We start from the raw sequence: 14,012 nt of genomic DNA on the forward strand, positions 1-14,012 counted from the left end.
AGGGAGGATACACTCCCCCCAATACGTTCCACTTTTTGTTTTTATGGATTAACTTTTGATTTAAAGACTTGTTTTCCATCTTTATATTCTAAAACAGTGGCTGATTTAACTGGATTATGGTTTTTATCGATTGATACAACACCAGTAATTAAAGATAAGTCCTTTGTTTCAGCCAAAGCATTTTTCACTTTTTCTGAGTCCGTGCTGCCAGCTCTTTGGATGGCATCTTTTAATAAATAAACAGCGTCATAGCCTAATGCATTAAATGCATCCGGTTCTTTATCATTATTTTTTTCTTTAAAAGCACTAATAAACTTCTGAATTTTTGGATCTGGGTCTACTGTAGAATAGTGATTTGTAATAAACGTGTTATTTAATGCATCTTTCCCAGCAAGATCAACCAATTTTGGTGAAGCCCAGCCGTCTCCACCCATTAGTGGTGCTGTAATGCCTAAGTCACGAGCTTGTTTCACAATTAATCCTACTTCTTCATAGTATCCAGGAATAAAGATAAAATCTGGTTTTTTCCCTTTAATGCGAGTTAAAGTGGAAGTAAAATCCGTATCTTTTGCTACATATGCTTCTTCAGAAACAATCTTTCCGCCATTTGCTTCAAATGTTTCTTTAAACGAAGCGGCCAATCCTTTTGCATAGTCACTTGCACTATCAGCAAAAATTGCGGCATTTTTGATTTTTAATTCTTTTTTTGCAAAATTTGCAGCAACAATACCTTGGAAAGGATCAATAAAACATGTACGGAAAACATAATCATTAACAGATCCATTTTTGTTTACAGTTACATTCGGTGCCGTTCCTGAAGGCGTTAATAAAACGGTTTTATTATCATTTGCAATTTGCGCTTGCGCAACGGTATCACCACTTGTTGCAGCACCAATAATTGCTGATACTTTATCCTGTGTAATTAATTTAAGTGCTCCATTAGTAGCCTCTGTAAGATCCGATTTATTATCAACCTTAATTGGTTTGATTTTTTTGCCGTCAATGCCGCCATCTGCATTGATTTCATCTATTGCAAGATCAATCCCGTTTTCTAATGATTGTCCATAAGAAGCAACCGGGCCAGATAATTCTAAGTTTACTCCAAGCTTAATTTCATCCTCAGATGACTTGTTTGTTCCTCCAGCACTACAACCAGATAAAATTCCGGCTGCCAATGTAGAAGCCATTAATAAAACCTTTAATTGTTTTTTCATGTTCCGTTCCCCTTCTTTTTCTGTTTATCTTTTTAAGTATTCTGAAAATAAGATGCATTCAGAATAAACCTAATAGCTTTGTAAAAACACATTTGCTATTTTAAATCAAAATTTTTGTGTTTGTCTAGTCCAATTTTTTACTAATTAAACTAATCTGAAAATTATTAAGATAAAATAATATAATATGTTCAAGCCAAAGACATTCCTGCTCTACACCTTTTTTCGTGCAGAAATACAGCGTTTATTAGATATTTAATCAAAAATGCAAGCTTTTAAAAGCTATCCAAAAAAACTAAATTTCTCCGATTTTTGGAATTATGAATTTTATGTGAAACTTATCATAACTCTTTCAATTCTAATTATCAATACCATAAAAAAAGCACTAATAGGTTGCTTTTTGTTACATATAACGTTAGATAAAGGATATTTTTTTATAAAAATTCTTCTATAAGGGAAGAAAAGGATAACTATTGTTAGAATTTCTTTCAATTTAAACATAAAACCTTTTTTGTAGATTTTCGTTTGTTTTTATATATAATATATTAAATAAATTTTTAAAAAATCTAGTTTCTTCCTTATTATATATGCATATTTCATAAGTCATTTTATTTGATATAAATTGTAGGTTTTTATAGGATTAATATAACTTTTATTTTGCTTGTTTTTTTAAAAGTTTTCCTAATTGTTACTATTAATAACATCATTCCGTTCATTTCTGATAGAAACTATTTCTTTTTACCCATAAAAATTTTCTGTTTTTTTATTAAAAGAGGGTATAAAGTATAATAATTACTCTTTAGGAGGTTGTGGAACCATGAAAAATATCATATTTTCCACCCTATTAGCCTGTGCTATTTTCATAACAGGCTGTCAAAACAATACGAGTCAAAAAAATAGTGATGGCAACAAAAGCAGTCAATCCAATACAGAGCAAACGAATGAGGAAAAGGACGCAGCTACAAGCGAAGATGGTGCTGTAAACAATATGAATACTGCTCAAAAAAACAAACCATCCACACCAAAAGAAACCATTTCTTCTGTAAAGAATCAACTTAAAATGGATGGGGCAATCCTCCCTTATGATTTTCCACTATCCAAAGGCACTTATTTAGGTGCTAAAATAGAAGAAAATTCTCCAGATGCTTATAAAGTTAGCTTTTATGAAACAGCTGAAAAAACGGCAATAAATGACAGCTCTCTTGAGTCAGATAAAGACGCTTCTTTTCTAGCAGCGTTTACATCAAAAAATAAAATTTCAGATAGTCAGAATGATATCTTCACTCCAACTGCAAATGTCGATAAAATACCGAATGAAATGGCTGTTGACCTAGGGCATCACATTAAAGGTTCAATAGAAGGCGCAGCGGGTCACCACTATTTAGCCTGGCGGGAAGGAAGATGGATTTTACAAATTGAATCCCTTTCTGAGGATAAACTAGATCAAGTGGGTATTGCGAAGAAAATGGTGGAATATTTAGAAACACATACCTTGCCTATTCCCCATGACGAAGGCAGGGTAAAAGTTAATTACAAACAGGGCGGAGAAGATGTAGAGGTTGGCATCTATTGGCAAGATGGAAATACTCTTTACCAGTTAGAAACCGAAGAGGTTCCAAACAATGCCTTAATGATAGCCATTTCGGTGAATTAAAACCTAAATATATTATTTTAAAATATCATCACAAAAAAGAACCAGGTTCAAAACTTGGTTCTTTTTTGGACTTGTTTCTTCTTTATTTACCTGTTCCGTTTGTTGCTTTGTCGAATTAAAAATAAAAAGTACGGTACACCGATAATAGCAGTTATGATCCCTGCTGGAATTTCTACAGGAGGATTCAATCCCCTTCCTATCCCATCAGCCAATACCAGCAGGGCAGCGCCAATAAGTGCAGCTCCCGGAATAATGTAAAGATGACTTGATCCAAAAATCCTTTTTGCAATATGCGGTGCAATTAGACCAATAAATCCCATAGAGCCGATTGTAGCAACACAAGCTCCAGCCAATGCCACTGATAAGATTAATAAAAGATATCTAGATTGGTTGACCTTTAACCCTAATCCGGTTGAAACAGCTTCATCAAAACTTAAGATGTCTAATTGTTTATGCATTAAAAAAGCAACGGGCAGAAGGCAAAGAATCCAAGGGAGCAGCCCATAAACTTCTTCCCAGCTTTTCCCCCATATGCTGCCCGCAAGCCAAACAAGTGAATCGTTCGCCTGCAGCGGATATTTTACAAGAAAATATTCTGTTATCGCCTGGCATATCGCGCCAAGTGCAATTCCAACCAATGCTATAGTGCTTGACTCTGCACCTATTCTATTACATAAGAGCAGCAAAAGAATGCTTATAACAACCGCTCCAATAAAAGAAAAAATAGGAAGGACAGAAGAAGTGACCCCTGGAACAAATAGAATAATAATTACAGCAGATAAGCCTGCCCCTTTTGTTATTCCCACAACATCTGGTGAAGCAAGAGGGTTTCTAATCACACTTTGCAAAATAACTCCTGCAACAGCAAATCCACTCCCTGCCAAGACAGCAATTATTATTCTAGGAAAACGATAATTTTCCATAATAAAAGCCACACCCGGATTTTTTCCTGCAATATAAAGTCCTGTTTTAATAGGATTAATATATATGCTTCCTACTCCCAGCATAAGATAACATACCAAAACAAGCAGCAGCAGCAAAATGAAAATACGTACGATAAAAGGAATGGCGGCTTGTTGTTTATTAGTTTGATTCATCAATATATATCACACTCCATTTTTCATCTTCCTTCTAGCAAGATAAAGAAAAAAAGGTGCACCGATAATAGCAGTTATAATTCCAACTGGAGATTCGTAAGGGAAGGCAATAAAACGAGATAGTATATCAGCGTAAGTTAATAATATCGCCCCGCAAAACGCTGAAACAGGAATCACATTCCGGTAATCTTCACCTGCAATCTTCCTTGCTATATGGGGAATCATCAATCCAATAAAACCAATGGATCCAGCAACAGCAACAGATGCCCCTGCCAGCATAATGACTATTATGGAAGCAATTATTCTAATTTTCATTATTTTTAATCCTAAACCAATTGCAGTAACTTCTCCTAAGCGAAAAATATTTAATGACCTCGCCAGTAGCAAGGCCGAAACAATCCCTGCTATAGACCATGGCAGAACTATTTTTACATCATCCCAAGTTGCGCCGCTTATCGCTCCTGCCAGCCAATAAAGAACATTAGATACTTGGTCATTAAAGATAAGAAGTCCTTGAGTGAGAGAAGATAATAATAAGTGTACTGCCATTCCAACTAATGCTAATTTTATATTTGTCATTTCCTTTGACGAAGCAAATGAATAAACAATAATCCCTCCTACTATTGCTCCTAAAAAGGCAAAATAAACAAGGTTTGAAGCATTGATTTTCGGAAGAAAAATAAGCGAAAATACTACAACAAAAGAAGCACCTGCATTTATTCCAAATACTTGAGGAGACGCAAGAGGGTTCCTTGTAATTGCCTGCATTAAGGCACCTGCAACAGCTAAATTAGCTCCAATGAAGAGACCGAGTATTGCCCTAGGCAAACGAATTGTTTCAACAACAAGCAATTCTTTCGATTTTTCATCATTCAGCCACTGCTTTAATAGAGTAGGTACTTGAATGGAAGTGGTACCAATAAAAACACTGATGCCTATGCCAATGAGAAGAAGGAAAAGCAATAATAGATAACGAGTAAACATTTTGCGTTTCGTCTTATGGCTTATTGTCTGTATCAAAAAGCAACCTCCTTTTTATACGTTCTACTTTATAAAGTAAACTTCCATCAGTGGGGGTTTTTCCTCATCCCTCACTGATGGTTAGTTGCACTTATCGGACCTTTACGGGCTGTTATCCCCCACCTAGCTTCCTCTATTTCTCGGTATCCCAGAGGTGGGGGTCTTACTGCCCGTTAAGCGTGGGATAAAAAAAGAGAGCCAAAAATAATCTGGCTCACAGTTTGTAGACAAACGCTTTTATCGTTGCATTCACTCATGCTTTAATAAAGTAAACTTCCATCAGTGGGGGTTTTCCTCATCCCCCACTGATGGTTAGTTGCACTTAACGGACCTTTACGGGCTGTTATCCCCCGCCTATCTTCCTCGATTTCTAGGAATCTTGAGGCAGGGGTCTTACTGCCCGTTAAGAGTGGGATAAATTATTGTTGTTTATATAGAATATCTGTGGCTTCTTCGGTTATTCTTTCTGCTGATTTCAAACCGCGGTATCTTGTCCAAAGTGCTCTGTCCACTTCATATATTTGATTATTTTTTACTGCGGTAATTTGATTCCAAAGAGGATTCTTTTTCCACTCATTTAACAGCGCTTCATCTGCTTCTACTAAAAAGATGACATCTGGATCCCATTTCACCATTTGTTCTAAATTGATATTAACAGTAGGCTCTTTTGCATCTTGTATGGCATTATTTATCCCTATTTTCTCCAACAATTCTCCATCAAAAGAGTTGGAACCATGTGCACTTAAAGAATCTGCACGAAACACTCCCAGCATAACTGTTCTTTTGTCATTAGAAGGAACTTCTTTTTTGAATTTATTAATGATTTCTTCATGTTTTGCAAGACGTTCCTTGCCCTCATCTTCTTTATTTAACGTTTCTGCAATCATTTTAAAAGAATCTACGTTTTCTTGATAAGTTGAGTTTCGGCTTTTTAGAATAATAGTCGGTGCAATCTTTTTCAGCTCTTTATAAATATCTTTATGACGGTTTAAATCTCCTATAATCAAGTCAGGCTGCAACGCACTAATTGCTTCTAAATTCGGCTGTTGTCTCGTTCCAACAGAAGTATACTTTATTTTCTTCCCTAACAATCCTTCTACATCATCAGGATTTTCATGGGCGATCCCCACTGGTGCAACGCCGAGCTCCCATAACCCATCTACAAAAGAGAATTCAAGTGCTACCACTCTTTTTGGAACTCCAACTATTTTGGTTTCGCCCAATTCATGTTTAATTACTCTTGCTTCCCCGCCGCTTTCCTCATTATTTTCCGATTTAGATGGTTCATCTTTTCCACATGCAGTTAAAAAAGCAAAGATTATAAGCACGAAAACAATTCCAATAGCATGTATTTTTTTACTTCTTTTTTTCTTATTTCTTTGCATTTCCGTTCCTCTTCTCTTAATTGATAACGATTTTCATTTCCGAAGATAATAAGTTAATTCTAGCAACCTGTATAAAAATGCAACAAGTTTTTTAAATAAAAAAACTTTTTAAATTTAAAAAAACGAAGAACTGTATTTTCTTAAAATGAACAGCTCTTGGCAACCACCATAAAATTAAAAGGAATTTACCAGTTAATATTTGTGTATCTTGTCTTCCTTTTTTCCAATGTTATATTGACAGATAAATTAAAGGATAATAAGATGGAATTACCTATTAATGATTATCATTCTCAATAACTATAAAAAAGTAGACCAAGGAGGGATACAATGGTTCGCCTATATACAGAAGATATAAGTATTAGCTACGGAGAGCGCATGATTGTAAAGGATCTTTGTGTAGAAATACCGGATAAAAAAATCACAACCATCATTGGTTCCAATGGATGTGGAAAATCCACCTTATTAAAAGCAATTACCAGAATTATATCCCACCAGTCCGGATCGGTTGTTTTGGATGGAGAAAACATTTCAAAGGTTAACACCAAGATTTTGGCTAAAAAAATGGCTATTCTCCCTCAAACCCCAGAAACTGTTATGGGATTAACCGTTGGAGAGCTGGTTTCCTATGGAAGATTTCCACATCAAAAAGGTTTTGGAAAGCTAACATCGAAAGATATAGAAGCAATTGATTGGGCACTGGAAGTAACCGGTACAAAAGAATTTAAATACCGTCCTGTCGATGCATTATCCGGCGGTCAAAGACAGCGTGTCTGGATTGCAATGGCTCTTGCTCAAGAAACAGATATTATTTTCCTTGATGAGCCTACTACCTATTTGGACATGGCTCACCAGCTGGAAGTGCTGGAATTATTGCAAAATTTGAATAGAGAACAAGAAAGAACCATTATTATGGTATTGCATGATCTAAACCAAGCTGCCCGATTCGCTGATTATATTGTAGCGCTAAAAGACGGGGAAGTCGTTAAAGCGGGCAACTGTGAAGAAGTTATCACCCATGAGGTTCTTAAAGAGGTTTTCCATATCGATGCGGAAATTGGCAGAGATCCAAGAACACGTAAACCAATGTGTCTTACTTACCATCTAATTAAAGGAGAAAACAACAATGAAGAAACTGCTGATTCCATTTGTTCTAATCTTAGCGTTAGTTATTAGCGCATGCGGGAACCAAACATCAGAAAAAACAAAAAATGAATCCGATAAAAAAACGGACCCCAAAACAATCACGTACCTATCGGAAAATGGCCCTGTTAAAGTTCCTGCAAATCCTCAGCGTGTAGTAGTTTTATCCTCTTTTGCAGGAAATGTTATGTCATTGGGTGTAAATGTTGTAGGAGTAGATTCATGGTCTAAAATGAATCCTCGTTTTGATAACAAATTAAAAAATGCTCAAGAAGTAACGGATGAGAACTTAGAAAAAATCATCGAATTAAATCCGGATTTAATCATCGGTTTATCCAACATTAAAAATGTAGACAAGTTAAAGGAAATTGCTCCAACAGTTACCTTTACTTACGGAAAAGTGGATTATTTAACACAGCATTTAGAAATCGGGAAATTATTAAATAAAGAAAAAGAAGCAAAGACTTGGGTTGATGACTTTAAACAACGTGCACAAAGCGCGGGAGAAAAAATCAAAGCCAAAATTGGTGAAGATACTACCGTTTCTGTAATTGAAAACTATAATAAGCAGCTGTATGTTTTTGGAGACAACTGGGGACGCGGCACAGAAATTCTTTATCAGGAAATGAAATTAAAAATGCCAGATAAAGTAAAAGAAATGGCCCTAAAAGATGGCTATTATGCATTATCTTCAGAAGTTCTTCCAGAATATGCAGGCGACTATCTAATTATCAGCAAATACAATGACCAAGATAACTCTTTCCAAACGACAGAAACATTTAAAGAAATTCCAGCAGTTAAAAACAAACATGTGTTTGAAGCAAACGCAAATGAGTTTTACTTTAATGATCCATTAACATTGGATTATCAGCTGGAATTCTTTAAAGAGCATTTCCTCGGTAGATAATTGATCCGGCAGCATTATATTGATGCTGCCTTTTCTATAGGAATGTTCATATAAAACAAACTAATTTTTAATGCTGAAAGATAGTGCTTCTGCTTTAAGCATATCTACACAATAATTTAGAAAGAAAAGATGATCGATGACAAAACAATATCAACTAAACTTTTCACCTGCATGGAAATTTATTATCGGCATTGTTATGCTTTTGGCTGTTTTTTTTATGGCAATGATTTTAGGAGCGGCCGATACAACCATTAAGGATGTTTGGCTGGCTCTTTCCTCTTCTGTTAAAAGCGATAAAGTTACCTTGCTTCGCGAAATTCGTTTACCACGAGAGCTGGCAGGGATTATTGTTGGAGCTGCATTGGCAGTATCTGGTGCCATTATGCAGGGAATTACAAAAAATCCATTAGCCGATCCAGGCTTGCTTGGACTGACAGCAGGGGGAAATTTTGCACTTGCTTTAACGCTTGCTTTTATCCCATCAGCTAATTACGTCATTATAGTGGTTGTCTGTTTTATCGGTTCTGCTCTAGGAACATTATTAGTCTTTGGAGTTGGATTAATAAATCCGACGAGGTTTACTCCTTTAAAACTTGTATTGGCAGGGTCAGCTATTTCAGCTTTCTTAACCGCTGTTGCAGAGGGCATCAGCATTTATTTTAAGATTTCAAAAAATGTTTATATGTGGACATCCGGCGGACTGATTGGAACAACTTGGAGTCAACTTTCGCTCATTACTCCATTTGTTCTCATTGGAATATTTATTTCTATTTTCCTGTCAAGACAACTTACTATTTTAAGTCTAAGCGAAGATGTTGCGGTCGGTTTAGGACAAAAAACAAAATATATTAAAGCTATCCTTTTTATTGTCATTACTATTTTAGCAGGGGCTTCAGTAGCACTTGTTGGAAACATGGCTTTTCTTGGATTAATGATTCCACATATCGTCCGTGCTTTTGTCGGTCCAGATTATCGATTTATTATCCCTATGTCAGCAATATTTGGAGCAGCCTTTATGTTAATTGCTGATACAGTTGGCAGAACAATCCATGCTCCATACGAAACACCCATTGCAGCAATTGTCGCAATGCTGGGACTGCCCTTCTTCCTGTTTATTGTCAAGAAAGGAGGGAAAGGATACTAATGATTCATCCATTTTTATTAAAAAAACAACGTCTTACTTTGTTGATACTCATACTAGCCATTTTAGCCACCATTTTTATCAGCTTAGGTTTGGGAGCTTCTTCTCTCTCTTATAACAGACTAATTCCAACATTTCTCGGAAATGGATCATTTAAAGAAGATTTTGTGTTATATTCCATACGTCTGCCAAGAATTATTATTACATTTTTAGCTGGTGTTGCTCTGGCCTTATCTGGTTCAATCTTACAGAGTATTACCCGTAATGATTTAGCTGACCCTGGAATTATCGGCATCAACTCTGGGGCTGGAGTAGCCATTGCTATTTTCTTTTTGTACTTTCCGATAGAAGCAGGAAGCTTCACTTATCTTATTCCTGTTTTTTCCTTTGTTGGAGCAATGATTACCTTTGGACTGATTTATTTCTTTTCCTATAATCGAACTTCTGGTTTTCAGCCTATAAAGCTCGTTTTAGTAGGAGTAGGTTTTGCTATGGCATTGTCCGGTGCGATGATTGTGCTTATTTCTTCTGCCGACCGTGCTAAAGTTGATTTTATTGCTAAATGGCTTGCCGGCAATATATGGGGAGATGACTGGATATTTATCTATGCTATTCTTCCGTGGCTTATTCTACTCATCCCTTTTACGATGTATAAAGCATATCGTCTGGATATACTAGGTCTTAGCGAACCTGTTACAATTGGTCTTGGTGTATCGATCGGCAAAGAAAGAACCGTTCTTATAGTCTCTGCCATCGCACTTGCAGCTGCAGCCGTTTCCGCTGCAGGGAGCATTGTTTTTGTTGGATTAATGGCTCCTCATATAGCAAAATCTTTAGTTGGACCAAGGAACAAGTTATTTCTGCCTGTTGCTATATTAATTGGAGGTTTACTGCTTTTACTGGCTGATACAATTGGCAGAAATATTGCCGATCCAAATGGTATTCCAGTAGGTATCATAGTTGCCTTCATTGGAGCCCCTTATTTTATCTTTTTATTGTTAAAAAAATAATAGAAACCGGATTTATTATTATTTTAATCCGGCAGCAGCAGCAATGCTGCTGTTTTTTTTTGTAAATTTATATAAATAAGTTTTTATTCTTTAATGATAGAGAATAAATTGTCCGGAAAGTTAAAATAGGGGATATCCAATAATGATAGATACAAAAGAAAAACTCCAACTATCAGGAGTTTTCCTTTTGTATCTATTTATTTTTCAACTGGAAACCGAATAATAACAGTTGTTCCTTCTCCTTTTGTACTAACAATGTTAATCTTCCCGTTATATTTTTCGACAATATTAAAGCATATCATCATTCCTAATCCGGTCCCTTTGCTTTTTAAAGAATAAAATGGAGTCCCTAAAGATCGAATTTCTTCTTCATTCATTCCGTCTCCATGATCAATTATTTTTATTTCCACACTATTTTTTTGCTTTTCCGCCTGTATTATGACCGATTGTCCATAATTAGAAGCCTCAATCGCATTTTTTATTAAGTTAATCATCAACTGTTTGAATTCTATTAAATTAATTAAAATAGCGCAGTCTTCTTGAATATTTAAATAAATATTATTATCTCGCAATAGTCCATATGATTTTATTAAATCGGTTACACTTTTAAGAGCAAAATGAACTTCTATTTTTGCCAAATTTTTATCTTTATCTGGTTTTGCAACCATAAGAAATTGTGATATTACCTGCTCTGCTGTATCTAATTCATCAAACATTAACGAGAAATTCCTTTTCAAATTTTCATCAAGTGTAGTATTCTCATCATATAACTGCAGAAAACCTTTTACTACTGTTAAGGGATTTCTAATTTCATGCGCTACTGCTGCTGCAAGCTGCCCAGTTGTTTTTAATCTCTCTGATTGCTGTAGCTGCTCATTATATAACTGCTGTTTTTTTATTCGAGCAAACGTTAACTGGAATATAAAAAATAAAATGGTTTGACTTCCCATAAAATTAACGATATTGCCAAATATGTTTATTTCCATAAATTGATATGCTGTTCCGTCTTTCGCAAAAAGAATGCAGCTATACATGACTGTATATAAAACTCCATTCAGAAATAACGAAAAATAGAATAACTTTGCATCAAAAAACAAGATGGAAAGGGCAGGGATAAAACAGATAAAAATAAAACTGGACCATGCGGTTTCAGGATATAAATAAAACAATCCATAGAAATAAGTAGAGCCAATGAGCATTATAAATTTTCTCACAATAGATGTATCATATTTAGGATAGATCAATAAGAGGATAGATAGAAGAATGACTAATATAATGTGTAAATAATGCCCTGCTCTTAAATTTTCTACATTGACAAAACTTGTCATGATTCCTGCAATCATTAGAAGGATAATACTCACCATAATAAAATAATAGACTTTTTGAGATATTTCATTATATTGCTGCATTTTAAGACACCTTTTTAAGAGATATGTATTTTCTTTTTAAATTTTTCCCAAATATACCATTTTTAGTGCTAGTTAATGCTCATTATATACTATTTTTCTAAAAATTTCCTCATTCTCTTTCTTTTTATTAATTGACAGATACTAATATACTTTTCAGTCAAAAGAACTATCATTAAATATACAAAGGTCCAATAGGAGAAAAAAATGAGTATCCTATCTCATTATCCAATTATGTCTGCACACTAAATAAATATATCCATTGATTTCAACAAAACTCCCCTTCTTCAACTTTTTTGCTATTCTTATATAATATATTTGTTATGTTTTACTGCTTTTTTGCGTTTTCGCGTTGAAGTGTTAAAAATATTTATTGACGCTTATCTGAAAGTTCCCTATAATTAACACCAAAATCAAAGCGATTGGGGAATATTAACATGAAAGAATTTTTTCATAAATTATTAACTGGTATGAGTATAGGCATTGTCGTTTCATTAATACCAAATGCATTGCTAGGTGAAATATTAAAATTATTAATTCCTGCTTTTCCAGCATTGCAGCATGTTTTAGATCTTACGATTATTGTCATGAGCTTATTGCCTGTTATGATTGGAGTAATGGTTGGTGTTACATTTAAACTAAGTTCTATCCAAACTGCCAGTGTAGGAATTGCTGCAATGGTGGGAAGTGGAGCCATACAGAAAACCGCGGATGGTTTATTTGCATTAAATGGAATTGGTATTGTTATTAATACAGGGATTACAGCTGCTTTAACTGTCTTATTTGTTCAATTTGTCGGTGAGCGTTTAAAAGAGTATTCGATTCTGCTTCTGCCAACACTTAGTATTCTATTACCAGGAATGATCGGCTACCTCATTTTACCTTTTATCAAATCTTCTACTGGAATAATCGGGATAGGAATAGCCAACATCACTTCCCTGCAGCCTATAATAATGGGAATGCTGATTTCTATTGTATTTTGTATTATTATTTTATCGCCAATTTCAACTGTTGGAGTTGCTACTGTTATTTCACTTTCAGGAATAGGCTCTGGAGCTGCCAACTTAGGCATTGTTGCAGCGGGCGTTGGGTTAGCAATTGCCAGTTATAAAGCAAATGCACTTGGAACAGCATTAGCCCATGTACTTGGATCTCCGAAAATTCAAATGCGGAACTTCTTTATGAAGCCAAAAATTATTATCCCGATGCTTATTACAGCTGCTTTTTTAGGTGCATTAGCAGGATATTTCAACATTCAAGGGACCCCTTATAGTGCAGGTTTCGGTTTATCGGGCTTAGTTGGACCATTAAACTTTATACACCTAGCCGACGGAGGTTGGACAACTCAAAATATCATCATAATGGTCAGTACTTTCTTTATTATTCCTTTTCTATTAAATGTTGTCCTTATATATTTATTTTCCAAAAAATTAAAAATGATTAAAGCAGAAGATTATAAGCTGCATTTTGATTAACCTAAAAAAGCTGACTTTCCCAAAGTCAGCTTTTTTCAACATTTTAATGCTAAGTATTGTTTTAGCAGAATATTGTTTTGTATCACATCTTCTAATGTATATTGATCAAGCACCTTTAAAAATTGTTCAAGAGCTTCTTGAAGTACATGTTTTAAAGAACATACAGGTGTAATAATACATTTACTTTGATCCTCAAAACATTCCACAATATGGAAATCTTCTTCTGTTTTACGAACTACTTCTCCAATATTGATATCAGATGGATTCATTGCTAAGTAAATTCCGCCATTTCTGCCTCTTATCGTTTCAATATATCCCATTTTTCCTAAATTATAAATAATTTTCATCAAATGGTTTTTCGAAACATCATAAGTTTCTGCGATATCCTTTATATTCACCAATTTCCCTTTGTTAATGTTTGCTAAATAAATTAATACTCGAAGTGAGTAATCTGTATAACTAGTTAGTCTCATACTTTCCCTTCCTATCCAACATAATAATTATTACGCTTTTCATAGTGTAAATGTGAACATTTTGTTAACTTTTTAACATAAGGCTCTAAAAGA

Annotated in this window: 12 protein-coding genes; 6 read left to right on the forward strand and 6 right to left on the reverse strand. The window is 34.8% G+C overall.

Annotation, left to right across the window (positions count from 1 at the left end):
• Positions 1-41 precede the first annotated feature (41 nt).
• Positions 42-1,214: an ABC transporter substrate-binding protein gene (locus ACTYBU_RS09205; protein ID WP_445489087.1), complete on the reverse strand. Its 1,173-nt coding sequence runs from the start codon at positions 1,212-1,214 to the stop codon at positions 42-44.
• Between the two features lie 814 nt (positions 1,215-2,028).
• Here ACTYBU_RS09205 and ACTYBU_RS09210 point away from each other — a divergent pair.
• Positions 2,029-2,865 carry a hypothetical protein gene (locus tag ACTYBU_RS09210; protein ID WP_445489089.1) on the forward strand — a complete coding sequence of 279 codons (837 nt, stop codon included), beginning with the start codon at positions 2,029-2,031 and terminating at the stop codon, positions 2,863-2,865.
• 86 nt (positions 2,866-2,951) lie between these two features.
• Here the strand turns inward: ACTYBU_RS09210 and ACTYBU_RS09215 are convergent, their stop codons facing one another.
• From ACTYBU_RS09215 to ACTYBU_RS09225, 3 genes are all read right to left on the reverse strand, one after another.
• Positions 2,952-3,962 carry a FecCD family ABC transporter permease gene (locus ACTYBU_RS09215; RefSeq protein WP_445489091.1) on the reverse strand — a complete coding sequence of 337 codons (1,011 nt, stop codon included), beginning with the start codon at positions 3,960-3,962 and terminating at the stop codon, positions 2,952-2,954.
• A gap of 9 nt (positions 3,963-3,971) precedes the next feature.
• Entirely contained in the window at positions 3,972-4,946 is a 975-nt protein-coding gene (locus tag ACTYBU_RS09220; RefSeq protein ID WP_445489280.1) for a FecCD family ABC transporter permease, read from the reverse strand.
• A gap of 455 nt (positions 4,947-5,401) precedes the next feature.
• A complete protein-coding gene (locus tag ACTYBU_RS09225; protein WP_445489093.1) occupies positions 5,402-6,367 on the reverse strand; it encodes an ABC transporter substrate-binding protein in 966 nt (321 codons plus the stop codon).
• Positions 6,368-6,694: 327 nt separating this feature from the next.
• Between ACTYBU_RS09225 and ACTYBU_RS09230 the strand changes: the two genes are divergently transcribed.
• From ACTYBU_RS09230 to ACTYBU_RS09245, 4 genes are all read left to right on the forward strand, one after another.
• Positions 6,695-7,540 carry an ABC transporter ATP-binding protein gene (locus ACTYBU_RS09230; RefSeq protein WP_445489095.1) on the forward strand — a complete coding sequence of 282 codons (846 nt, stop codon included), beginning with the start codon at positions 6,695-6,697 and terminating at the stop codon, positions 7,538-7,540.
• Positions 7,491-8,414, forward strand: coding sequence for an ABC transporter substrate-binding protein (locus ACTYBU_RS09235; protein WP_445489096.1), 924 nt, complete (start codon positions 7,491-7,493; stop codon positions 8,412-8,414). Before ACTYBU_RS09230 ends, ACTYBU_RS09235 begins: the two co-directional genes overlap by 50 nt.
• Before the next feature lie 136 nt (positions 8,415-8,550).
• The gene (locus ACTYBU_RS09240) at positions 8,551-9,558 is read left to right on the forward strand and encodes a FecCD family ABC transporter permease (RefSeq protein ID WP_445489097.1); all 1,008 of its coding nucleotides are present in this window, start codon (positions 8,551-8,553) and stop codon (positions 9,556-9,558) included.
• On the forward strand, positions 9,558-10,565 hold the full coding sequence (locus ACTYBU_RS09245; protein ID WP_445489099.1) for a FecCD family ABC transporter permease: 1,008 nt from the start codon (positions 9,558-9,560) through the stop codon (positions 10,563-10,565). The genes ACTYBU_RS09240 and ACTYBU_RS09245 overlap by 1 nt, the downstream gene beginning before the upstream one ends.
• 197 nt (positions 10,566-10,762) lie before the next feature.
• On the opposite strand, the gene ACTYBU_RS09250 is transcribed toward ACTYBU_RS09245, so the two are convergent.
• Positions 10,763-11,974 (reverse strand): ATP-binding protein, encoded by a 1,212-nt coding sequence (locus ACTYBU_RS09250; RefSeq protein WP_445489101.1) that lies wholly within the window; start codon positions 11,972-11,974, stop codon positions 10,763-10,765.
• A gap of 434 nt (positions 11,975-12,408) precedes the next feature.
• On the opposite strand from ACTYBU_RS09250, the gene ACTYBU_RS09255 reads away from it, so the two are divergent.
• Positions 12,409-13,446, forward strand: coding sequence for a PTS transporter subunit IIC (locus ACTYBU_RS09255; RefSeq protein ID WP_445489103.1), 1,038 nt, complete (start codon positions 12,409-12,411; stop codon positions 13,444-13,446).
• Positions 13,447-13,481: 35 nt separating this feature from the next.
• Here the strand turns inward: ACTYBU_RS09255 and ACTYBU_RS09260 are convergent, their stop codons facing one another.
• The gene (locus ACTYBU_RS09260) at positions 13,482-13,919 is read right to left on the reverse strand and encodes an Rrf2 family transcriptional regulator (RefSeq protein ID WP_445489104.1); all 438 of its coding nucleotides are present in this window, start codon (positions 13,917-13,919) and stop codon (positions 13,482-13,484) included.
• Positions 13,920-14,012 lie beyond the last annotated feature (93 nt).

Source organism: Niallia sp. 03133 (assembly GCF_052663225.1).